General features: G+C 34.4%; 24 protein-coding genes and 1 pseudogene. 12 read left to right on the forward strand and 13 right to left on the reverse strand.

Translation table 11 applies throughout. From position 1 onward, the window contains the following. Positions 1-3: 3 nt before the first annotated feature. The 3 genes from JJQ60_RS04835 to JJQ60_RS04845 all read left to right on the forward strand — a co-directional run bounded on the left by JJQ60_RS04835 (position 4) and on the right by JJQ60_RS04845 (position 954). Positions 4-183, forward strand: coding sequence for a hypothetical protein (locus JJQ60_RS04835; RefSeq protein WP_201917266.1), 180 nt, complete (start codon positions 4-6; stop codon positions 181-183). A 215-nt stretch (positions 184-398) separates the two neighbouring features. Further along, complete coding sequence (locus tag JJQ60_RS04840) at positions 399-569, forward strand: hypothetical protein (protein WP_201917268.1); 171 nt, start codon at positions 399-401, stop codon at positions 567-569. Beyond that, positions 562-954, forward strand: a complete 393-nt coding sequence (locus tag JJQ60_RS04845; protein WP_201917270.1) for a YchJ family protein — start codon at positions 562-564, stop codon at positions 952-954. Before JJQ60_RS04840 ends, JJQ60_RS04845 begins: the two co-directional genes overlap by 8 nt. Positions 955-1,033: 79 nt before the next feature. On the opposite strand, the gene JJQ60_RS04850 is transcribed toward JJQ60_RS04845, so the two are convergent. The 5 genes and pseudogenes from JJQ60_RS04850 to JJQ60_RS04870 form a co-directional block, all read right to left on the reverse strand. Continuing rightward, entirely contained in the window at positions 1,034-1,339 is a 306-nt protein-coding gene (locus JJQ60_RS04850; RefSeq protein ID WP_201917272.1) for a hypothetical protein, read from the reverse strand. 100 nt (positions 1,340-1,439) lie between these two features. Further along, positions 1,440-3,374, reverse strand: a complete 1,935-nt coding sequence (locus JJQ60_RS04855) for an eCIS core domain-containing protein (RefSeq protein WP_201917274.1) — start codon at positions 3,372-3,374, stop codon at positions 1,440-1,442. Positions 3,375-3,704: 330 nt separating this feature from the next. Beyond that, positions 3,705-4,238 (reverse strand): annotated as a pseudogene (locus tag JJQ60_RS04860) (DUF4494 domain-containing protein); the annotation flags it as partial. Positions 4,239-4,493: 255 nt separating this feature from the next. Beyond that, complete coding sequence (locus JJQ60_RS04865) at positions 4,494-5,576, reverse strand: adenylate/guanylate cyclase domain-containing protein (RefSeq protein ID WP_201917278.1); 1,083 nt, start codon at positions 5,574-5,576, stop codon at positions 4,494-4,496. Positions 5,577-5,602: 26 nt separating this feature from the next. After that, a complete protein-coding gene (locus JJQ60_RS04870; RefSeq protein ID WP_201917280.1) occupies positions 5,603-6,481 on the reverse strand; it encodes a LamG-like jellyroll fold domain-containing protein in 879 nt (292 codons plus the stop codon). 253 nt (positions 6,482-6,734) lie between these two features. Between JJQ60_RS04870 and JJQ60_RS04875 the strand changes: the two genes are divergently transcribed. After that, positions 6,735-7,313 (forward strand): carboxymuconolactone decarboxylase family protein, encoded by a 579-nt coding sequence (locus tag JJQ60_RS04875; protein ID WP_201917282.1) that lies wholly within the window; start codon positions 6,735-6,737, stop codon positions 7,311-7,313. 60 nt (positions 7,314-7,373) lie between these two features. Next, positions 7,374-7,592: a (4Fe-4S)-binding protein gene (locus tag JJQ60_RS04880; protein ID WP_201917284.1), complete on the forward strand. Its 219-nt coding sequence runs from the start codon at positions 7,374-7,376 to the stop codon at positions 7,590-7,592. Here JJQ60_RS04880 and JJQ60_RS04885 read toward each other — a convergent pair. Next, positions 7,589-10,855, reverse strand: a complete 3,267-nt coding sequence (locus tag JJQ60_RS04885) for a P-loop NTPase fold protein (RefSeq protein ID WP_201917286.1) — start codon at positions 10,853-10,855, stop codon at positions 7,589-7,591. The two genes, JJQ60_RS04880 and JJQ60_RS04885, sit on opposite strands and share 4 nt — an antisense overlap. A gap of 135 nt (positions 10,856-10,990) precedes the next feature. Further along, the gene (locus JJQ60_RS04890) at positions 10,991-11,344 is read right to left on the reverse strand and encodes a DUF3307 domain-containing protein (RefSeq protein WP_201917288.1); all 354 of its coding nucleotides are present in this window, start codon (positions 11,342-11,344) and stop codon (positions 10,991-10,993) included. Between the two features lie 210 nt (positions 11,345-11,554). Between JJQ60_RS04890 and JJQ60_RS04895 the strand changes: the two genes are divergently transcribed. Further along, positions 11,555-13,525 carry an adenylate/guanylate cyclase domain-containing protein gene (locus tag JJQ60_RS04895; protein WP_201917290.1) on the forward strand — a complete coding sequence of 657 codons (1,971 nt, stop codon included), beginning with the start codon at positions 11,555-11,557 and terminating at the stop codon, positions 13,523-13,525. A 14-nt stretch (positions 13,526-13,539) separates the two neighbouring features. Next, positions 13,540-14,964, forward strand: a complete 1,425-nt coding sequence (sthA, locus tag JJQ60_RS04900; protein WP_201917292.1) for a Si-specific NAD(P)(+) transhydrogenase — start codon at positions 13,540-13,542, stop codon at positions 14,962-14,964. Positions 14,965-15,032: 68 nt separating this feature from the next. Here sthA and JJQ60_RS04905 read toward each other — a convergent pair whose 3' ends face one another. Continuing rightward, entirely contained in the window at positions 15,033-15,791 is a 759-nt protein-coding gene (locus tag JJQ60_RS04905) for a hypothetical protein (protein ID WP_201917294.1), read from the reverse strand. A 282-nt stretch (positions 15,792-16,073) separates the two neighbouring features. Here JJQ60_RS04905 and JJQ60_RS04910 point away from each other — a divergent pair, with 282 nt between their 5' ends. The 5 genes from JJQ60_RS04910 (at position 16,074) to JJQ60_RS04930 (ending at position 20,575) form a co-directional block, all read left to right on the forward strand. Further along, the gene (locus JJQ60_RS04910; protein ID WP_201917296.1) at positions 16,074-16,991 is read left to right on the forward strand and encodes a DUF6268 family outer membrane beta-barrel protein; all 918 of its coding nucleotides are present in this window, start codon (positions 16,074-16,076) and stop codon (positions 16,989-16,991) included. 320 nt (positions 16,992-17,311) lie between these two features. Further along, the gene (locus JJQ60_RS04915) at positions 17,312-17,887 is read left to right on the forward strand and encodes a hypothetical protein (RefSeq protein ID WP_201917298.1); all 576 of its coding nucleotides are present in this window, start codon (positions 17,312-17,314) and stop codon (positions 17,885-17,887) included. A 99-nt stretch (positions 17,888-17,986) separates the two neighbouring features. Then, positions 17,987-18,679: a protein-L-isoaspartate(D-aspartate) O-methyltransferase gene (locus JJQ60_RS04920; protein WP_201917300.1), complete on the forward strand. Its 693-nt coding sequence runs from the start codon at positions 17,987-17,989 to the stop codon at positions 18,677-18,679. Between the two features lie 251 nt (positions 18,680-18,930). After that, positions 18,931-19,509 (forward strand): TetR/AcrR family transcriptional regulator, encoded by a 579-nt coding sequence (locus tag JJQ60_RS04925; RefSeq protein WP_201917302.1) that lies wholly within the window; start codon positions 18,931-18,933, stop codon positions 19,507-19,509. 25 nt (positions 19,510-19,534) lie between these two features. Then, positions 19,535-20,575, forward strand: a complete 1,041-nt coding sequence (locus tag JJQ60_RS04930; protein ID WP_201917304.1) for an alkane 1-monooxygenase — start codon at positions 19,535-19,537, stop codon at positions 20,573-20,575. A gap of 174 nt (positions 20,576-20,749) precedes the next feature. Here JJQ60_RS04930 and JJQ60_RS04935 read toward each other — a convergent pair whose 3' ends face one another. The 5 genes from JJQ60_RS04935 to JJQ60_RS04955 all read right to left on the reverse strand — a co-directional run bounded on the left by JJQ60_RS04935 (position 20,750) and on the right by JJQ60_RS04955 (position 23,433). Further along, entirely contained in the window at positions 20,750-21,094 is a 345-nt protein-coding gene (locus tag JJQ60_RS04935; protein WP_201917306.1) for a hotdog family protein, read from the reverse strand. A gap of 70 nt (positions 21,095-21,164) precedes the next feature. Beyond that, positions 21,165-22,070, reverse strand: a complete 906-nt coding sequence (locus tag JJQ60_RS04940) for a DUF5777 family beta-barrel protein (RefSeq protein ID WP_201917308.1) — start codon at positions 22,068-22,070, stop codon at positions 21,165-21,167. A gap of 1 nt (position 22,071) precedes the next feature. After that, positions 22,072-22,614: a YceI family protein gene (locus tag JJQ60_RS04945; RefSeq protein ID WP_201917310.1), complete on the reverse strand. Its 543-nt coding sequence runs from the start codon at positions 22,612-22,614 to the stop codon at positions 22,072-22,074. Positions 22,615-22,649: 35 nt separating this feature from the next. Beyond that, the gene (locus JJQ60_RS04950) at positions 22,650-23,075 is read right to left on the reverse strand and encodes an OB-fold protein (RefSeq protein WP_201917312.1); all 426 of its coding nucleotides are present in this window, start codon (positions 23,073-23,075) and stop codon (positions 22,650-22,652) included. Between the two features lie 4 nt (positions 23,076-23,079). Next, complete coding sequence (locus tag JJQ60_RS04955; RefSeq protein ID WP_201917314.1) at positions 23,080-23,433, reverse strand: c-type cytochrome; 354 nt, start codon at positions 23,431-23,433, stop codon at positions 23,080-23,082. Positions 23,434-23,475: the final 42 nt, after the last annotated feature.

Genomic DNA, 23,475 nt, shown 5'->3' on the forward strand with positions numbered 1-23,475 from the left:
ATTATGGAATTTATGGAAATAATGGATAACAAAGGCACCTTGCATTATATCAATCCCAGTCACATCTCCGGACTCTGCGCTGTAGAAGGCAAATGCAAAATTAATCTAATGGGTCAGGATTATATGGTTACCAAAGAAACCATGGAAGATGTAAAACTTCATCTTATGTCTTTTAGGCACTAGAAAGATCAATTTGATAACAAAATAATAGTCATTATACCTGTTAATACGACGAAGAAAAGCATCAATTCGTGTGCTTTGTTGTAATGCAATGAAAACAAAATGTACTTCGACAGGCCCAGTAGAGCTATCGAGAATAGCTTTTTTAAGTGCACAAGGGGTTTAGTATATCTAAGGGCAAAATAAGTAGGTGTCGTATACTACTAATAACATAACCTATGGCAAAAAAAGGGAAAGAAAAGAATACACAAAATAAAGCGAAGCATGCCAAACTGATGAATCGCAAAAAGAATAAAATCAGAAAAGAGAAAGAAGCCCGGGCAGCACGTTTGAAAGCTTTAGTACAAAAAATGAATCAACAAAATAATACCGATACCGCTCATGACTAGTTGCTATTGTGGAAGAGCGATATCGTATGCATCTTGTTGTGGCAAAATTCATGAGGATATTACTTCTGTAGCTACTGCCGAAGACCTAATGCGATCGCGGTATAGCGCCTTTGTATTGGCTAAAGGCGATTATTTACAGAAAAGCCATCATAGTACCACCAGACCCTCATCTAAAGAAAAGAAATCTATAGTATGCTGGGCTAAATCTGTACAGTGGGTAAAACTAGAAGTACTGCATACTTCTGAAGGTATGCCAAAAGATACCAAAGGCACTGTAGCGTTTAAAGCATTTTATTATGAGCAGGGTGCGTTGCAAGTGATCCATGAACATTCTATGTTTACCAAAGAACACGGCTATTGGGTATATGTAGGAGAAGTACAGTGAGGGCTGAGGCTCTCGAAGCCCACATCATATATCAAAGCCGAACCCTGAGTGTAGTCGAAGGGAAGGGTGAGATCTAATATCAAGGCGGTAAAACAATAGCCTTAAAAAGTTTGATAGTACCATCGGTATACCAGCAAAGTCCAATTATTTTTGCTTCGGTAGGGTGTTTAACCTTCCAATAGGCTACTTCTGAAGCCTGTTTTATATCGGTATATAAATCCTGATCATCTGGATCTGGAGCAAAGTCTGCATGTTCTAGACTCAAGCGATCTTTTTTATCACACGTATTTATTAAGGGTTTGATATCAATCACTTCATTAATATCACAAGCCATAGTTTTGGCGTTAATAGCATTATGTAATTGATCGATCAAAGTTGAATCCATTATTTTTTCTGAATTTATACATCTTTTCTGAATCAGAAAAAGAGAAATTAAAGAAATTACGACATATTTCATCTTAGGGGCATTTACATATGAATCATATTCATGGTCCTAGCGGTCCTAACATTCCACCGCCAGGTTGAAGGTGGGGTGGTAGTAAGGGGCCCAAGAATCGGGTCGTTTCAATTTCTACACGTCTGTTAAGATCTTCAGGTGAATAACTATTATCTTCTCCATGTTTTTGAACAACGATCATATGCGCGGGGATACCCTCACTAATTAATCGAGCTCTGATGGCGTTTGCCCTTCTTTCTGATAAATCCATATTATATCTTCGGTTTCCATCTTGACTCGAGTATCCATGAATAATAATTTGAGAATATGGCATCGTAGCTAGTATATGCTGTCTTATTCTTCTATTGGCTATATCATAATGTGTATTCGAATTAATAGTACTATCATTTCTAAGACTTACAGAGTCATTATCAAACCAAAGAATACTGCGAGTGCCTTCATGATCTACAGGAGATTCTGTGGCAAAATCAATTCCTGTGGCTTGATTCCCTGCAATAGCATCCCATCTTGTAGCTGAATCTTGTAATTCTTGAGTAGCCCCACAAGTCGCTATTGGGGTTGCTGGTCTAAAGTTTATTGTTCCTGAATTATCAATATAATATCCCCAAGTTACTCCGGCAATGGTTTTTCGATTTCCTCCAGATGTTTCACAAACTAAAAATGTTTGAAACTCTTTTCCATGGTTTCGTATGCTTGTCCAGTGACCTGGAGCATCGCGAAGTATCGCTGGTTGAGAAGGGGAGCCAATTTGAGTACTTGATCCTGTAGTTCCAGAGTCTGATTCTCCATAAAAAGGTCTTTTTGCAGATCCTACTCTGTCTATGGCCCATCCTCTTGATGGTGCATCCGGATCGTCCCATCCCGCCCTTTCTTTTCTTGTAGGAGTTGTTGGCTCATCTGTTATGATTTCACCTGTAGTTCCTTTTTTAAAATATCGCAAGACTTGAATAAATCGAATTTGATCACAACTGCCACAAATATTATGGTCATATACACTTTGTATCTTCACATAAATCCCTCTAACATCCCTACCGGCTGCTGCATAGGGATACGTTCCTTTATAGGCTTTAGCAAAGTTAAATCCAACATTACAACCAAACAGGCCACGGCAGTTATCTGCTGTTACGGTAGTACCCATAATGGTATCTGCCGTCATCGTGCCCGAAGTGAGTGCGGTACTTAATCCTGTACCTGCTTCAAAAGCAGCATCATTTTTTTGGATTACATTTGTACCCGAAAGACCATTAGATTTCATCACCGTTGGGTGATTCGTAGCTACGCTACCTTGTTGAATGGTATGAGTCAACTCATGAGCCAATAGTTTTTTTCCTTCTTTGCTAGAACTATTAAATTGTCCTTGATTGAAATAAATATCAGATCCATGCGTAAAAGCCCGAGCACCAAGCTCCTTATTCATTTGAGCCGCATGTGCATCGTTATGGATTCGTACATTGCTAAAATTGGCTCCAAATCCTGTTTCCATTTCGGCACGAGTTTCCTTGGATAAAGGTGTTCCTTTTCCATGTGTACTTTGGAGCTTGCTTTCCAGATCCTGGCTCAATTGTATTTGATCATGTATTGGTTGGGCTTGTATTGCCCCTTCTTTTGATTCAGAATCGCTTTCAAAAATGGGTTTTCTATGAATAACAGGGTATGTTTCTTTCTTTTCCTGGATCTGTTCTTCATTATCACAGGTGTCACATTTTCTTTGAATTGTTTTGGAAATCCCATTTTTAGGACTACTTCGGTTTACAACCTGATCTGCAACAGCATCGGCTTCTTTTTCATATCTATCATTGGGTTGTCCAACCTTTAGCTTTGCCTGAATTTTTGAAGTGCCAAAAAAAGGAGATTCAGCTTCTTTAGATTTAGAAAAAAAGCTTTTTTCAGAACTCTTATTAAAGAATGTCTTAGAAGTTTCCGGATGCGTAGTCTTATGATTTTTAGTAGTAGTACTTCTCATAAGGATTTTCTTTGATTAGAAATGCCATTTTACGGTCTACTAAAAATAACACATAATAACCGCATTACCATGGGTTTATCCCTTTTTTTTGACCGGTAAATGCCCCTTTTATAACATATCCCAAATAAAAAAGAGAGCTCATGCATAAGCTCTCTTTTTTATTGTTATTTGCCGTTGTGCACAGAAGGGATATTATTCCTCTTCCTCATAATGCACCTGAGCATACGATGTATCTTCTTCGATGAGATCAAAGGTTTCAGGTGTTTCCACCGTTTCTTCAGTTTCTGTCGCTGTTTCCTCTATAACATCATCTTCTGTAGCTTCCAGTACTTCGGTAACCTCTTCAACTTCTTGAATCTCTTCAGTCTCTTGAACAGGAACAGAGTCTTTAAGGGTATTAAATCGTTCTATTCTTTCAACATCTCCTTCTTCACCAGAAAAATAAGGAAATACATCCATGATTGGAGATTCGGCAATAGCGGGTATGGTATAGTCTCCCATGGTACCACTCATCATTTGATTGGTGTTATCAAAAGCTTCTTTGACATCGTTAGCTTGTACTAAAAGATACATATTCGATTTTCTTTCTTTTCCGCTTTCTTCATCATAGGCGATCAAAGAAACTTTGGATTTGAACCAACGATCCGAATTTTCGAAAGGATGAATTTCTGCATAATTTGCAACCTTTATATTTGTGATTTTAAACTCGTCGCTAATATAGGCCGACATCTCTTCGTTAATTCTGCTTTCGGCTTCTGTATATGATATTGCATCTACTAAATAAGGTTCTGTAGTCATTCGTTGTACTCCAGAATCATCAGTTTTTCTATACTTTACTTTACATTCGTACCAAATTGCGCTCATATTTTGTTTTATTTTAGGAGGGCAAATATATGCGATACGAATAGGCTAGAGGTCGGCTTCAAGAAATAGATATTCACAATTTTTGAAGGTGATTATTAGGTGTTTGATCGTCAGTATTTTATTAAGAAATGTAATTGGTTTTAAAACCGCAATTCTGATGCTTCGACTTTAGGAGAAGTGTAGCAAGAATAGAACAGGGCTTCGAGAACTTCAGCCCCTGCAATGTGAACGGTGAGGTTCTTGAAGCCTGAAATATTACACCATATTTATCGTATGGATATTTACTTTTTCTTGTTTTCCTTTTAGTAAGACACTCCCCAAAAATGTTGAAGATAGGTGTTTACTGATTTTTAGGTCTTTTAATAACTTTTCTGAAATAAGAAGCAATACATGATGCTTATTACATTCGGCCTGGATGCGAGCAGAAGTGTTGATCACATCCCCGTGATATGCTATTTCTTTTTTAATTACGCCCACTTCAGTCACCATCAGGGTGCCACCATGCAAACCTGCTTTAAACTCTGGAACAATTCCGTATTTATCAAGATAATATTGCGATTTACTTTGTTTCTTCTGCTGAAAGGCAAAGAATAAATCGATGCAATTGTTATTGGCCAATCCTTTTTTATAGGGCCAGCTTAGCACCGCTTCATCACCAACATATTGATAGATTTCTGCATCATATTTTGGCACAACTTCATTAAGGTCATAAAAACAATCCTGAATAAACTGACTATACTTAAAATGCCCAAGGTTTTCGGCAATTGTAGTCGAGTCTTTTAGGTCTAAAAACATAAAAATACGTCTCTCTTCTTGCGGGTTTTTATATTTACCTAAAAGCATTTTTAGAAAAACGCCTTTCCCAAATTTTTCGGTAGCAATTTTAATAAACGAAAACACAAAAGAGACCATTACAATGTATAAGATTGTTGCCCAAAAGGATTTGTTCTCTTTCCACCATCCCCGACCTGTATCTAGGTCTAAATCGTAGATACCAGAAAAAAACTCCATAACTATTGTAAATACACCTATAGTCATTGTAAAATACAGGAATGTTCTAATCATTAGGTTATAAACCAGTAATAGCCTGGTCGATACAAATTTTTCAAAAAAGAAATCTATGGTGGCATATATAAAGCCAATCAAAATCCCAATACTTGTAAACCCTATCAAAGCTCGAATGGTTCCTTGAGTTCCACTATATTTTTCAATTACAGTAAAGCCAACTTCTTCATCTAGCCCATAATATCTGAATATTGAAAATACTGCCATGACAACCGCCCAAAAAAGAATAGATTGCCATAGAAGTTGTAGGTATGTTTTCAGATCACGATTCATGACTACAATCTAATTAAATATTTTTTTTAGTTTAAGATGCTATGCACTCCATTTTCTAAAGTATAGAGTGTTTTAATCTCTGGATCGGTTAGACTTCGATTAAAAATAGAAAGTTCATCCATCATCCCTATATATCCTAATCCAAGATAAATGTTTGATAATTCTAGATCCCAAGTAAATGGGGTAGTGATGTTGGATCGTGTTCCTTTGAGTTCACCATTCATATATAATGAAGCTTTTCCTTGTGGGGTATTAAGGTTTGAAAAATTAATCAGGATATGAGTCCAAACGTCGCTACCAAAAGGAGGATTTTTAACTCCTGTTAGTTTTTTATTAAAGATGGGGTTTTCATTGTCGGGTCCTTTTGGATTGGGGTTCCAAACATTACGATCACCGATAACTCCTAATCTAAAATCTCTAGGGTTTTCTTTGGTGAAATCTACCCATATTGCGGCATCATTGTAACTTACATCAGTGATCTGTATGGGGTCGCAATAACCCGGTTCTAGATCGGTGGCAGGATCTAACTGTAACCAAAATGATATGGCACCGCTCCAATCTGTAGTGTTGTAACTAATATTGTCTTTACTAGGATAATAAATATACCCTTTGCTACGCTCTGTAAATAACAATCCATCACCAAAACGTCCTTTACCTTTATTGATTTGTATATCCGGTTTGTGCAAACCTACTTGCGCAGAATCTCTGGCTTTGCGATTAGGCACCGTATATAAATGTTTATCCCCTAAGGCAAAATCAGCATCAACTCCTTGATCAAAAGATGCATACAGGGTTAGTGCAGCTTTTAAATCGGCATAGCCAGTATCTGTCTTACACGAATTAAAGAATAGTAATGTCGCACTCCCCAATAATAAACGAAATAATGTTGTTTTGTAATATGACATGATGTTGGTTTTTAAACATTAAATATAAGATTATCCTTTTGGTAATAAATATAATTTATTAAAATTTAGCATCATTTATTGGATATCATAAGGTATTTTCAAAGCATAGTAATACATACTTTTGTGCTGGATTTGATTGTCAAAAACCAAGGGATTACAAGGCTTTTACCGTAAAAACTTTCCACTTTAGACGGCTATACGCTATTAAATCATTTAGTACCTTTATAAAGAAGCCAACCGAAATTGATTTGCTATGAAAACGATCAGTACACTTATTGATAATCCGACAATTACACCAGAATTAAAAACTACATTCGAAACCATTAAAGAAGAACTAGGGGCTCCTTTTGTTCCTCACTTTTTTCAGATATGGGGATATAACGCTACGGCGCTTCAAGGCATAGTACCTGCTATGAAATATATACTAGGTAGTGGTGTATTGGATCGCAGGTTAAAAGAGATGATTATGATTGCAATATCGTCTTTGAAAAAATGCAACTATTGTGAAACTGCTCATCAAGTATTTTGTTTTAGTATGGGGGCATTGCCAGAGCAAATAGAATATTTAGTAAATAGTCATACGTTACCAGATTCTGATGATCCAAAAGATAAAGCAGCGATTGATTTTGCAGTGCGATTATCTAAACACCCTAATACATCAAGTAAAGAGGATTTTGAAAAGTTACAAGCACTTGGATTTTCTAAAGCTGAAATTCTTGAGGTGATTGCGATGTCGGGGATGGCTGTTTTTTATAGTCATTTAGCCGATGCTACAAAAATTACTATAGATGAAGGCTTTAAAGCTGCGCTTTCAAATACAGAAACTACTTAGAAAATTATATTTGATAACAAATACGTTTTTATTTAGTTCATTCCTTTTAAATTTAATACTATGGCTAACGACATTAAAAAAGAATACAGTAACCAAGAAATCACGGTTGTTTGGAAACCTGGTAAATGTATTCATGCGGGAATTTGCGTTAAAACATTGCCCAATGTATATGACCCCAATGGGAAACCTTGGATAAAACCTGAAAATGCATCTACTGAAGCATTAATAAAACAGATCGATAAATGTCCTTCGGGCGCATTAAGTTATTATAGAAATTAATCCCCGTTATAGGTAAACCTTTTGATAAAAGGTAAGTGGTGCTGAAAGATTTCTATGGATTGCTGAAGAAGATCGTTCATGTTTTGATGTAATACTTCTTGAAAGTCTACACTCAGTTCCTTATCCTCGGCATCAAGTCCTTGCATATGATCATTTTTGAATAAATCGGCTATGCTATGATCTGCAGGTGTATCTATAATATATTCTTCGATCCAAAAGTTCAATTTTTTAAACTTGCCAATAGGTAAGGCTAGCAATAACAATACAGCCTTAATCTCTAAAGTATTATGCTGTTCTTTATACCCAAAATCTTCATGGGCTTTTACTATGCGATAAATATTAACAAATCGCTTAATCGCTCTTGGACTAGAACCAATAATCACAGACATTTCTTGCAGAAACTCGATTTCTTGGGCAGATAGTTCTAATGAAGCAATGGTTTCTGTGGTTTCGATAACTTCACGATCATCATTTTCATATGAATTATTGACCGGTAATGGTTCTGTTTGGTGGGATGTTTCGGTTTCTGTGATTAGATTTGTTACCTCAGTCGATATTGCAGTATCTAATATTTCTTCTGATTGTATTGGTTTTGTTTCGGCTAGCTGTTTTAGCATATGCTTTATACTTTCATCCTCAGCCGCCTTTAAGTTAAACGGGACCTGAAATATTTTCTCAAGATAACTAGACGGGTCAATCATTTCTACTTCTTCGCTTTGAACATTTTCAACAAAGTGCATTTGATGTTTTTTGATCAATGCATTTTTTACCCAACGCGGATCAACACCAACAACCACAACAAATAGGGGATAGGCCATCAATAAATTCACAGCTTCTAATACTTCGACAACACGTTCTTCGGGACAGCGATCCAGATCATCGATATAAAGTATAATTCTTTGCAACGGAGGGTCAAAATTATCTCTAAATTTTTCTGTTTCTTCGGTTTCTTCAATGTTTTGTAGCTCTTTATGATGATCGGTAAACAGGTTACTTAAAATTTCAAAATCTTTTCTGATAATTGAGATCAACCCAAGATGCTTTTCGTATTCTTTGCTAGAAGACCGTTTTTCTATGAACGAATGCAATGCTTCTGTAGACAGGGTGTTTTTTAATCTAAACTCAATCTCGGCTTTTTGTTCGGTTGTTTGATTAATTTGTTGATTAATAGTGGTGATTTGACCTTTAATTTGTTCGATCTCCAGGGTTAATGCTTTTTCTTCTTGAGCAAATTTGAACAAAGCATCTTCCTTTTTTAGTTCGTATTCTTTTTTGATACTCCAAAATGACGCAACGATAGGTTGTAATTGTCGGTAGGTTTTGACACCTCTAATATATAATGCCCCAGCAACCGAAATGAAATACCAAATATTGGGGTTATCGATCCACAGATTTGACCATTTGGTTACAGTAGCGACATAATGTAGCAATTTTGGTATTGCTATTACTATGGCTAAAATGCCTACAAACCATAAAATATTGATATACCATTTCCCTGCTCTAAAAAAGGTTTTTAAGAAGGTGAATGCCGATTTGGTTTGATTGTACAACTCATCAGGTGTGTGCCAATATGCTTTCGGAACAATGGTAGCAAACTGCTCTTTGTTTTTTATGAACGTAATATTACTAGTGATCGCCTTTTCAACAGTTTGTTGTACTTTAAATTCTTTATCGACCTGCTCTATGATTTGAAGCATGGATTTACTCTTTATCTCCTTTACTTTTTTATTAAGAAGCTCTTCAATACTTTTCTTCTTTTCATTTAAGCTTTTGAGTTTAGCATCAATAACTCCTTTTTTCTTTTCAAGTTCTTCGAGTTCATTATGAGTAATATTAAGTTTTTTGGTAAGTACTTTTTCGATTTTGTTTTTGTACTCATCACCAGCGGTATTATTCTGAATATATAGATTTAATCCATCAAAAATTTTGGTAATAATACCTGCCCATAGATTTGTATCCATATACGACCAAGCATTGAAATGCACATGAGCAATACCTTCACAAAACCCATTTTCCGGATTTTTAAGCGATAATAACTGGATACGCTCTTTCAATTTCTTCATAAAAAAACTTTTACCAGATCCCCACTTACCAAATAACGCAATGGCCAGGGGAGGTGTAAAGCTCTTTGCTGCCACTACACGGGCAAAAGCAGATACATCTTTAGAAATATTAAGGTGATCAATACTCAAGTCTGAATCACTAATCAACCCTGCAATGGTATTGATTTTTGTGACTGTAGTAATAGTATTATCAACATTAAATTCTGGTAATAAATCTTTCCATCTGTCTTTTACTAATGCTAGTATTGTTAAGGTGTCATTCATTTCAGGAACGGCTATTGCATTCCCAAGATAATCCCCAGTAGTAGCTACATTATAAGTAGCATCAGTAATTTTCCAATCAACTTCTAATGTCTTCCCATCATTCGGATTTTTAGTAACAATACCAAATCCTAATATGATCAAATGGGTTGGTTGTTTAGTATCTGTTTTTTTTAAAACGATTATATCCCCAGGTTTAACCATTTTAAAAGCTTCATCTGAATTGGAAGTCGGGTCATGATTTTCACAAACACCGTCAGCGAAAAAATGATTTTTTAGATTTACTTTTCCTTTAAAGAGGTTAACCAAGTATAATTTACCAGGAAAGTTGTCTATAAAGTGTTTTGCATCTGATAGAAGGTTTTTATCAGAAGAGATTTCAGCCTCTACTTTTATATGCTTTTCTTGCGTATTGGATTGTTGAGTAATGTCTTCTGTCTTGCGCTTTATTTCTTTAAAAAACGCACTACCTCTTCGGCTCTTCGGTAATGAAATAATAAATCTGGCACCTGATTGATTAAGCTCTTTTGCAACACCTTCAATAACAAATTGAGTTATACTAAGGCTTTTCTCAAACGATAAACCAGATTCTCCTGTACCTAATAACGGAATCCATATAGTTTTTGATGATAAACGCCCAAGATAGTTTTGTATGGCATAGGTTAGATTATTTCTTAGAGCGGTTTCATTGTTATGCTCTCCACCATACGTCACAATCAGTAAAATAGGTTTTTTACCCTTTTGTACCAGCAGGTCAAATCCTTTTTCAAGATCCAAACTTTTAAGAACCTTGGGATCATATCCATAAGCAGTAAGCACTAGAACATTTAAGTTTCCGGTATTACCATATATATCAACAGAAGTAATAGCAATATCCGCTTCGTTTGGAGAAGCATTTAAAATAATGTCATATGGCACACTTGAAGTTTCCTGTTTCATGAACGATTACTTTTGAATGGTCTTAAGATTTTTGTCAAATTATTGACAGCTACATGCAATCTAAGTTAAAGATAGAACTAATGTATAAGTTAGCAAAGAGGCGTTACCTATTTTTGGGCACTCTAAGTTTATCCGTTAGAAAAACACTAGCGTTTCTCTATTCAGAAAAGTAAGGTATAGGGTTGCAGTATGGATTAATTGATCAAATCCCATTATAGGAAAGAAAATACGAGGTTTTTTTCGATATTTTGAAGTCAACTTGCTGGTAAAGAAATCAGTAATACCGTGAAGTATACAATTGATTAATAAAAAAGAAATAGCCACTTTAATGGGGAATAAAATAAGACTGCACAACAACAAAACTCCAGAATAGGTAAGTACATGTAGGATGAGCCATTTAAAATGGTGACTTTTGCCCACTGCCATTTTTGAGGTCTGAAAAGCATAATCCCCAACCCAATGTGCTAAAAGAATCCAAACAAAGTTCATACCTAAAAGATATCAATTCAGTGGGTTATAACCTAATTGTTAACATAAAGTTTTTATAATAGTATTCAAAAACTTAAAAATAAAGAGGAAACTTAAGTATATTGTAGTATAAATTCGTCTTTGCGCCAAATTTGACCTCGAACCTACTTTTTTTAAGGTAAAACCTGTATTTAGATACAGTCAGGATATATCCAATTTTAAAACTATCAGATGTTTCGCACGTTTCGTCATCGATTGTTATTTTGGTTTTTGGTTTTCATTAGCTTTAGCTTTGTGATTATCATGCTCTCTTTTGCTTATCTTGATAAGCGTGAACATATCTTACAGCGTACAGAGGCTATAGAACAATCTTATGTAATGCTTTTAAAAACAGTAAAAGCACAACAGGATTTTTTTAGTTATGCAACCAAAGATCAAAAGTTCTTCAGTACTGGAGACAATGCATACCTTGATAATTATCTTACATTACTAGATAGTACACGATTTCATTTAATGCATATTGATTTTAGTAAAAAAACTGAACTCTATACAAGTATAGAATCTATACGACTTGATATTACAGAAATTGATGGCATTTTCTTAGAATTAATAGAAAATATTCAGGCAAGAGGATATAAAAATTATAATCTAGAGGGTAGTATGCGTAAAGATGCACATTGGCTTGAGAATATTACCGAAATTCCAACAGAAGATATCCTAAGACTAAGACGTTATGAGAAAGATTATATTATAAGAAATGAGAAAAGCTATGTAACCAGGTTCAAAAAGCGCATAGATTTGATTACAGACCATGTACAGAGTAACAATGCAATTTCGAATAAGCGAAAAAAAAGAATTCTCTATTACCTTGAAGGATATAACAATAAGTTTATGCAATTGGTTGAGTTGGATGAGCGTATTGGACTTAAAGATAATACAGGTTTAAAAGAAGTGTTAGATCGTGTTATTACGATTTGCGAAACTGGTTTTAGTGATGCTATATTCCAAGCCAAAGAATGGTCAAAAGCAGAATTTAAAAAGTTGACCATTTATTTTGGACTTGTCGCTCTTGCATTAATGATCATAAGTATATGGATAAGTTCTATGATTTCTAAAAAAATCACCAAACCACTCACAGAATTAACCATGCACATCACACGTTTTGTTGATAGTAATTTTACATTAGAGACAGAACATCCCGTAGTGAGAACACATGATGAAATCGGAAGTCTTACCCGGAATTTTTCCTTTTTAAAAGATGAAGTTATCTCCAGACTTAAATTTTTTAAACAAAAGGTTGATGAACGCACCGAAGAATTGGCTAATGCGAATAAGAGATTACTTCGTTTGAGTGAAGCCAATAGTCGATTTGTACCTATAGAGTTTTTGCAAAACTTAGGAAGAGAAAGTATTGAACAAGTAGCATTAGGAGATCAGGTAGAACGTGAGATGACTGTAATTTTTTGTGATATTCGAGAGTTTACAAAATTGTCTGAATCTTTAAGTCCTCAAGAAAATTTTGATTTTCTAAACGAATACCTAAGCGGTATCGTACCTATTATAAAACGTAATGGTGGGTTTATAGATAAGTTTATAGGGGATTCGGTTATGGCCTTGTTTCCTAAAGAACCTGATGCAGCTATACGTACGGTTTTTGAGTTTGAAGATTTTTTGGAAGGATTTAATCATAAATTGAAGAAAAATAACAGACGCCCCATAGAACTAGGTACGGGTATACATACCGGAAACTTAATTTTAGGCACCATTGGGCATGAGCATCGATTAGAAACGACCGTAATATCGGATGCAGTAAATACATCTTCAAGAGTGGAAGGGTTGACCAAGTATTATAAGGCAAGAACCATTTGTACAGAAGCGACACTTTCTAAGCTAAAAAATGAAGCGTCTTTTAAGTATCGTTTTTTGGATAGGGTTAAGGTGAAAGGAAAAACCAAAACGCTTTCGGTGTACGAATTTTTATCTCCTAAAGAAAAAGTAAAATTAGCGTACCTTGATATGTATAATAAAGCGGTAGATTATATTAAAAAAGAAAATGTAGCTGAAGCAACCAAAGTTTTTTCCGGATTGCATTCAAAACACCCCAATGACAGAGCAGTAGAGATTTTTTTGGATCGATGTCATAATTATATAGAAAGAAAAGCATCCTCTTGGGATGAAATAACCCATATGATTAATAAATAATAAAACATATATCTGTGAAAAAGTACGATCTAATTGTTATAGGCTCAGGGCCTGCCGGAGAAAAAGCAGCTGCAAAAGCAGCATATTTTGGGTATAAAGTAGCACTTGTAGAAAAGGAACGTACATTTGGTGGAGCAGGGGTGCAAACAGGAACTTTACCCTCAAAAACCTTAAAGGAAACAGCTTTATACCTGTCTGGAGTATATCAAAAAGGGGTGTTTGGTGTAGATAAAGAGATTGGTAGAGAGACTGGGGTTCATGACTTTTTATATAGAAAAAATGTGGTTACCAATCACATGAATAAGATGGTGAAATACAACCTCGAAAAGCATGGGATTGAATTATATGAAGGTTTTGCCAGTTTTATTAACAAAAATCATATCAAAATATCGGGTGAGTTAGAACAAACCATTGAAGGCAGATTTATTCTTATCGCTACAGGATCTTATCCATATCATCCAGAACATATTCCTTTTGATAATAAGCGAATACTGGACTCTGACACTATTCTAAGCATCACAAAGTTTCCCAAATCAATATGCGTGTTGGGAGCAGGGGTTATTGGTTGTGAATATGCAACTATTTTTGGTGCAATGGGCGTAAAAACCTTTGTGGTTAATGATCATGATAAAATTCTCGGGTTTTTGGATACCGAGGTTTCTGAAGCCTTGGTAAAACAAATGAAGAAAAATGAAATAAAGATATTGTTCAACAACTCGGTTACTAGTTTTGAAATCCCCGAAAATGACGAAAAACCTCTAAAACTAGAGTTGCGATCAGGGCAAATACTAAATGTAGATATGTTCTTGTTTGCTGCTGGTCGCAGTGGTCATATTAAAGGCTTAAATTGTGATGGAATCGGTTTGAAAACCGGAAAGCGCGAGACGGTTTTGGTAAATGATAAATTTCAGACTAATATTCCCAATATTTATGCTGTGGGTGATGTTATTGGGTTTCCGGCATTGGCCAGTACGAGTATGGAACAAGGTAGAATTGCTATAACACATATGTTTAATACAGCAGATTTAGAGTCTTTAGCTGATATTTTTCCCTATGGGATCTATACTGTTCCAGAGGTGTCTATGGTCGGAATAACAGAAGAGCAAGCCAATGAGGCTAAAATTGATTTTGGAGTTGGTTATAGTTATTACAGAGATACTGCCCGCGGAATGATTATGGGAGATACCGATAATGGGTATCTGAAATTAATTTTTGACAAAAAGACTAAAGTTGTTTTAGGAGTACATATTATGGGATATTCTGCGACTGAATTAATTCATTATGGTATGCAGCTTGTACAAGAGAAAAAGACTTTAGATCATCTAATTGCTACCGTTTTTAATTACCCAACATTACATGATTTGTACAAGTATGCCAGTTATGATGGGCTAGGAAATCTTGCAGGAAAAAAGGTAAAAAAAGCGGGAGAGTTGATATAAACAAAAACGGGCTGTTATGTGGTATAACAACCCGTTTTTTCGAACAATTCAATTTTAAAAAATCAACACTAAAAATTTATTCTTCCGGTTCCTATATTACCGCTATAGTAATAATCCCAGGCATCAGCCGTATCATTATCTAACCATACGTTAGGATAAGACCAAAATTGAGAAAATCCAGTTGCAGGGATCGTTTGATCACTCTGCCATAATTGACAGATAAATTCTTTTACAAACCATCCATTCATACCTTTTAAATATAAATGCCCGTAGTCCACTTCAACCCATTCTACTGCAGCTCCTGGAATAGCTCCTCTAAATAAATATCCATCATATCCGCCATCAAGACTGTTACCAGCTCCATTCATCCAATTAAAGGCAGGAGTATATCCACCAGCACTTGTGGTAAATCTAATATACGCGCCAACAGGACCATCGGTTTCATTATAGGTCTGTGTACCCGTTTTTACCCAAACTCTGTAATACCATTCTGTACTAAAATCTTTGTTTATTTGTTTGGATTGGTTGCTTAAATAGTTCTTAACTTCTTTATCGAATTTTAGCATCGCTTCCTGCAATGGTACATCATCATCAAAATGTACTTTTAATACAGGACTAACGGTTTCTTTAAAATCCTTTAGTATTTCCCCATCATTACCAGTGGTACTTTTAAACCCTTCATTTTTTTGATTTAAGTTGTTTTTTTCAACTTCTTCGATCTCCAGAGATTGGTTGGTCTCGTTTACAAGATCTGACTTTTCGCAGGATACTATCCAAAATACCCCAATTAATAAAGCCACGGTTTTAAGATTATGAATTTTTTTCATTCGTTTTAATTTTATTATTAATAATTTAATTAGTTAGTTGTAGCCCCTTCATCTGCCGGCAAGAAAAATATTCGTACAACCTGATACAAATGTATTAGCTTTGTGTAAATAAAATAAGAGTCGTATATCCCTGTTTATTAGTTGTTTAAACCCTTTTGTGAAGGGGTTATTTCCCCATCAGTAATTCTCGATATTTATTGTAGAAATTTGCACCTATTTCAATACAGAATAATATTCGTATACTTGTTCCTTTTTATATATAACCCTTGAAATATTTTATAAATGATTCTTAGAATTCTTTTTCTCTTTATACTTGTAATCACACCATCCATTCATGCTCAGGATTATATTGATCTTGTTAAAATCAATTATGGTTCTATTTTAGATGCCGGATTTGAGGGCAGCGATACCCAAACGAATGTAAACTTACTGGATGTTGGAGTCACGTATCCTATAAGACTTAATGAGAACACTGCAATTATAACTGGAATCGATTATATTCAACATTCATTAGATCTTTTTCCAAATTCAGAAACAATTAATCTCAATAATATCACGATTAAGGCTGGATTAAATATTAAGCATGGATCAAAATGGTCTGGTACGTACTTGTTTTTACCAAAAATTGCAAGTCAAGATTTGCATACCGATGGAGATCATTTATTTTTTGGTGGGGTAGCTTTATTAAAGTATCAAAAAAGCGAGCGCATGCAATATCGATTTGGGGTTTATGCATCTAGCGAAGGTTTTGGAACTTTTATGACTCCAATTCTTGGACTATACTATATCAGCGAAAATAAAGATTGGGAGATTTCTGCAAGTTTACCCATCAATGCAGATGTAAATCATCGTTTTAATAATGCCGTAGCAGTAGGTTTAGGATTTCAAGCTTTTGTGCGTTCATTTAGCATGGAGCGTGACGAAAATACTCCAGAATTATACACACAAATGTCTAATATAGAGTTTGGCCCTTATGTGCAACACAGTTTTTTAGATCAGAGTATCTTGGTTCGTCTACAAGCCGGATACTCAACAGCATCATACGAAGTATTTGAAGAAGGGGATACACTCCCTATTCGAGTTTCGGCATTTGAGTTTGGAGATAATCGTAATCTACTTAACCCTGAGATGACTGGTAATGTTTTTGTTAGAGTAGGAGCTACGTATCGTTTTCATTTGAAAGAGAAAAAAGAAGAGTAATTCTCAAACATAGTATTACACTAACTAAAAAACACCTTACAGAATGATGCAAGGTGTTTTTTTAGAATTTGGCTAATTCAAATACTATCTCCTCTATAACTAACTATCTCTTTTTTGGTTTTAAGAAGTGATAATTTTGATTCAAATGTATCGTATTATATGTATAAACAAAAGAGGGATATAGCCTATTTTTAAAGGTTAAAAACCCCTTTATCAGTTGTTTAACTAATTATGTTGAGTTTTATAATGAAATGTTAAAAACTTGTTTTTACTTTTTCATTAAATTGTGATTTCTTTGCTGTTGGGAAAAAATAACACAATTGGAAGAGCAGGTAAAAGAACAAAGTAAGGTATACACACGGTACAACTTTTTTAATAAAACGTATTGTGTCTTTAGAGGGGTGCCCTTACGTGAAATCTCAAGAAGAAAGCCTAATTATAGAAGCGAATCAGGAAGCACATACTATTATACAAAACATGGTGTATATAGACTATCAAATCACTGGGGAAGAGCAGCAAAATGCCAATGGAGATTGGTATCTGATTTTCCGGCAGAAATAGATGATTTACGCCTAGGGTACGCAGATTGGGTGGATTTTAGAGAAAACCTTGACCCAGATGTTGATGCATATTACATTTCTGTAGACTTTGAAACCAAAAAAGTGAGCTATATGCACAAAGACAACCCCAATTATAATGAAATTGCGGTTTTACGATCTGCAGATGCTACGCGCAAACTTATCAAGCAAATCAAAAACCTTTTAGAAACACACAAGTGGGCCAAATACTACGATTATGATGACCTTGACGAATTTCGAGAAGATGTAGTTACACGCCTCATAAATAGTAATCTTTCCCTTAACGAGTTGCGCAGAGAATTAGTCGAAGAATATTAGATCAAGTTGTACATTGGGTAAAATATTAATTGGATAAAACATTGATATAGTTACGATTATTTAAGATCTTTATAGTGCTGATAATTAGTGTTTTATTTCATGAATATTTTAGTATTCATATCATGCTTTATTTTCGCTATCACTTTTGGGTTTAGTCAGGATACCTATATTACCCAAAGACAAGACATGGTCAATAATCAATTAAAAATAAGAGGAATAGTAGATTTAGCTACTATAAATGCTATGCGTGCTGTTCCCAGACATGTTTTTGTTCCTGAAAATGCTCAAAAATATGCTTATGAAGATCGACCTTTGTCTATTGGTAAAGGGCAAACTATTTCTCAACCATATATTGTTGCCTTTATGACCCAGGAGTTGCGATTACAATCAGAGCATAAGGTGTTAGAAATAGGTACAGGTTCTGGATATCAGGCAGCTGTACTGGCAGAAATCGCAAAAGAGGTATACACCATTGAAATTATTGAATCTTTAGGAAAAAGAGCAAAGGAACAACTAGATACATTGGGATATCAAAATGTTGAAGTACGAATAGGAGATGGGTATCATGGATGGAAAGAAAAGGCTCCTTTTGATGCTATAATTGTCACCGCAGGGATTGACAGCATACCCAAGCCATTATTGGATCAGCTTGCAGAAGGAGGCCGAATGATAATTCCTGCAGGACCCCGCAACGCCATGCATTTACTACTAGTTACCAAGAATAACGGGAAAGTACGAACCAAAAAACGATTACCTGTACGATTTGTACCTTTTGTAAGAGGAAGGAATTAATCAAATTATATTAAACTACTCTTTATTTTTATTTCGTTTTCGAAGTATATAAATTATTAAAGCAATTGGTGTTATTAACATTGTGAAAACAATGAGAAGTAAGATAATTTGCCATATACCAATCATAGAAGTAAAATTATATTTTGATTCAAAAATAGAAAATCACACCAATTAAGAGCTAAATACGCCTTGATTTAGTAAAAAATAAGTATTATATTTGACTAATAAACGAAAATAGTCAAAAATTATAAATGAGCCCGACAAAACAAAAATTACTCTCGACTGCGAGTAAAACATTTAGTAAGTATGGATTCTATAAGACTTCTATGGATGAGATTGCAAAATCTGCCAGAAAAGCAAAAGGGTCTTTATATTATCACTTTAACAGCAAAGAGTTACTTTTTCGTGAAGTTGTATTATCAGAGCTTACTTTTTTAAAAGAAGAGCTCACATTAATTTTTGAAAATCATGATGCTGATAGTAGAGAAATCATAAGGGCCTATATGATTAAACGTATGGAGGTTATGAATATCTCTATAAACTATCAGGAAACCCTGCGACCAGAATTTTACGAGTTTTATGAATTCTTAAATGACGTGATTTTAGAGATGGATCAATGGGAGAAACAGCAAATCACAGAAATTCTAAATAGAGGAGTAGTTAAAGAAGAGTTAGATCTACCAGGAAATATTGAAGTATATGCAGAAATGTTATTGATTTTTCTTAAAGGTTTAGAAACTCCTTTATTCTTAAAAGGGCAATACGAAAGATTGATCTCTAATTTTGATAACCTTATTGGAATACTAACTAAAGGCATCTCTAAAGTATAATTGTTGAATCCTAATACCCAGAAGAATGAAAAGGCTAAAATATCTCTTAGTATATACACTACCAATTACAGTTTATTTTTCTTTTAATAGCACAGGGGCAATGACCTTTATTCCATTTATTATATTTTTTGGTTTTGTTCCGCTATTAGAATTATTCCTAAAGCCAGATGCATCAAATTTTGATAAAGAAACTGCCACCGCAGAAAAAAATAACCCTGTTTATGATTGGGTGATGTATTTATCATTACCTGTACAATTAGGTATGCTGGTGTATTTTCTTTTTGTAATACAGGAAACTCCATTTGGCACTACAGAGTTTTTTGGAAGAGTTTCTGCCATGGGATTGATGTGTGGAGTTTTAGGAATTAATGTTGGTCATGAGCTTGGGCATCGACGAAGTAGGAGAGAACAATTGATAGGAGAAATATTATTGTTAACATCACTAGATACCCATTTTTTGCCATATCATAATGGGGGTCATCATAAAGATGTTGCAACACCAAATGATGCAGCTACGGCAAAAAAGAACCAAATTTTATTCACTTTTTGGATAACTTCTCATTTTGGAAGTTATTTTAAGGCCTGGAGATTAGAAAATGAACGATTACAACAGCAAGGCAAATCACCATTTTCTATACAAAACAGAATGATTGTATACTCTTTTGCCAATATTGCACTTTTAGGATTGATTTTTTATTTTTTTGGGACACATGTATTGATTGCCTTTATTGCTGCAGCAATACTAGGGATTATGCTATTAGAAACCGTTAACTATATAGAGCACTATGGTCTAATGAGGAAAAAAACAGAAACAGGAACCTACGAGCGTGTAAAACACCATCATTCATGGAACTCTGATCATCCTATAGGTCGTTTATTATTATTTAACCTTTCTAGACATTCTGATCATCATTATAATGGGAGTAAAAAGTATGCTGTATTAAAATCATTGCCGCAAAGTCCACAAATGCCAACAGGTTATCCCGGAATGATGGTATTGGCTTTATTTCAACCGTTATGGTTCATACTAATGAATAGAAAATTAAAAACGTTACAAGAATCGTAAGAAAAACATATACTACAAAAGCCTCAATTACAAATTGAGGCTTTTTTTAGATACGAATAAGTATTTCACTTCACTAACATTAACAAATCAATGACTTATTGCGTATCTGGTTAAGGGGCAAAAATATATTCATATTCGTGAACTCCCAATATTGATTCAAGAAGAGCGTAATGATCAGCATTCGAATAGAATTGTATGTGTGGCTGTTACACATAATTCATTATTAGCATTAAAAAAACGACTCTTCAATTTAATTTTTTGTTTATTACTGATCTCATCAAGAGGTTCTAGGTTTATAAAGAAGTGCTGAGTAAACATTAAATTCTTTCTATATTTTAATTCTTCCTCACAACTTTGTAAAGCCATATTGAAAGTGTTTCGTTCTTCTTTGGAGTACCCTTTTTGCAATAAAAAAGCTGCTAATGTAGATTGTATGTATGTACGATATGCATGATCTTGCATTACCATAAAATCATCTACATCTTCTCCTTTTACCTTGTATGTTTCTTGAAAAATCATATTAAATTTTTAGTTTGCATAATCAGTTTTAATGATTTAAAAATCAATGATATATATCATGTTGTAGATTCTATTTAATCTTACGCGCTTTTGATTTTTTATGCTTTCCAAACTGAAAAGCTCTCGAAATATTGAATCCTAAATGGACATCACCCTCAAAGAAATTATCTGTAGACTCTGTGATAAAACTTTTCTCGATCATTGTAATCGAATTAGAAAGGATAATTTGAAACACATGTCCACCAGTTTCAATATCGATTCCGAATGCCAGAGAATTTTTAGCATCTATAGACTCTAATGGGTTAATGGTATAATGATACTCTCCATTTATCGAAATTCTTTTTGTTAACTTCACTCTACCTCCCATACCAATAGCAAAAATGTCGTGAGGATCTTTTAGTAGTTCTACAGAATTTCTGTGTATATAACTAGGTGTAATTTGTAGTGAGAAACCTGGACTAAATTTTCTAGCCAATAATACTTGTGTTGTATACGATAAACGATCACTGTCGCTGGGCTCTCTTCCGGGTTCAAAATCATTAATACTACGATATGCAGCACTAGCAAAAAGAGAAACGGAAATGGGCAAAGACTTTGCACCAGAACTTTGTTTTAATGCTCTATATTTTACAAAACCATCATAGGTTTTTTCAAAACTACTTCGCCCAAGACCTATCATGATATCATCTGATAAACCATACTCAAAAGCAAAACGAATATTTGATTGATCTAACCCATATAATTCATCCGGACCAAGATTTACTCTTCCAAAGCGATGAGATATCACAAACTCTAATATTCCTTTATTTCTGTTTTCTATAGAATGACCATTAAGTATCCTTGTACCTTTAAAGGTAGAAGTTACATAGTTTTTATCTTGAGACGCTTCATTGTCAAGGATTTCAAAAAGATCATCTTGTGCTAGTATCTGTGTCTGAATACCCAATAGAGTAATTATAATAAATAAATTTTTCATGCTACTTTTTATATGGTTTATGGTCTAAAGCAAAACTTACCTCTACAATTTCAGCGATATTATTGACTACTACTGAAGGTATTTTAATATTGAAGTCTGCAATTTTTAAAGGAAAGCTTCCTTGTACCGATATATGGTCTGTGGTTCGAGTAATTTTAGCTAATGTTTCTAGTTTTTGGGTAACACCATGAATAGTTATATTACCATCAATAGTTACTTCTTGCTCATTTTGATCTAAGCTGTTAAAATTCAAAATCTGTCCCTTAAACTTAGCTTTGGGATACTTATCGGATTCTACATAATTTTCGTTAAAATGTTCTTGCATTAATGATTTCTCGAACATAAATGACTTCATAAGTATGGCGATGGCAATTGTACCTGTAGATGTGTCGATAATGCTTAATACTTGATTATTATCAGCCTTAATATCTTCAACTGGTGCACTAGAAAAAAAAGAGGTATATCCCTGCTTTGTTAAGAACCGTTCTTGTCCCGATACAACGATAGTAAACAAGAAACTGAAAAGTAATATGTGTAGTTTCATTTTTTAGATATTTTTATTTTTGATAGATGTGTTAACTAATTAAGAATGATACATTTTACCAGGACAACGTCCATTAGATAACCAGTGCATATTCCTTTGATTGTAATCATTTGTCCAACTTTTAGTGTGGTTAGCTTGCTATTTTCTTTTGCATCAATATGGCACATAACACTTCCAAATGAATCGTTATCACTTAGACTTATTACCCCTTTTTCATCTGTTATGTTCAATTCAGATATAGTGCCGGTAATTTGAAGTACTTGCTCCAGGTATTTTGTGTTTGCCTGAGTCTCATTATCCTGAAACTCTTCAAGAACATTAGTTGCTTCTAAATAGAAATTCGGAGTATTTTCAGAAACGTCGGTATGTGGTTTATTAAATACTGTGACACTAATAAAAATTACTGCTAAAATGATAATGAGTACAGCGTTTATGAGTATAATTTTAGTTTTTCTAATCATAACTTTAATTGTTTAATGCTCCATTATCAATCCAGCATCTAATTCGCTCTATTTCTTCATTGGTTAAAGTCCCTCCTAAAGGCATTCTTCTGGTCACCACTTGTGTTCTTACTCTATTGGCGTTGTTTTTGATTCCGTCAAAAGTTCTTAAATCAGGAGCTTGATTACCACCATGACATCTAATACAATTAGAATCAATGATAGGTTTAACATCATCGATAAATGAAATATCTGTACTACATATTTCACTTCCGATAGGTATTGGAATTTCTTCTTCGACATTATTATCACATGAAAAAAAAGTAATACTTAACATCATCAGTATGTATGCGTATTTAATTTTTGAGATTGTATCCATTGGTATTGAATTAAGGTATAAGAGGAAGGAGCAAAGCCAACC

The organism is Aquimarina mytili, from assembly GCF_016735115.1.
Taxonomy (GTDB): domain Bacteria; phylum Bacteroidota; class Bacteroidia; order Flavobacteriales; family Flavobacteriaceae; genus Aquimarina; species Aquimarina mytili.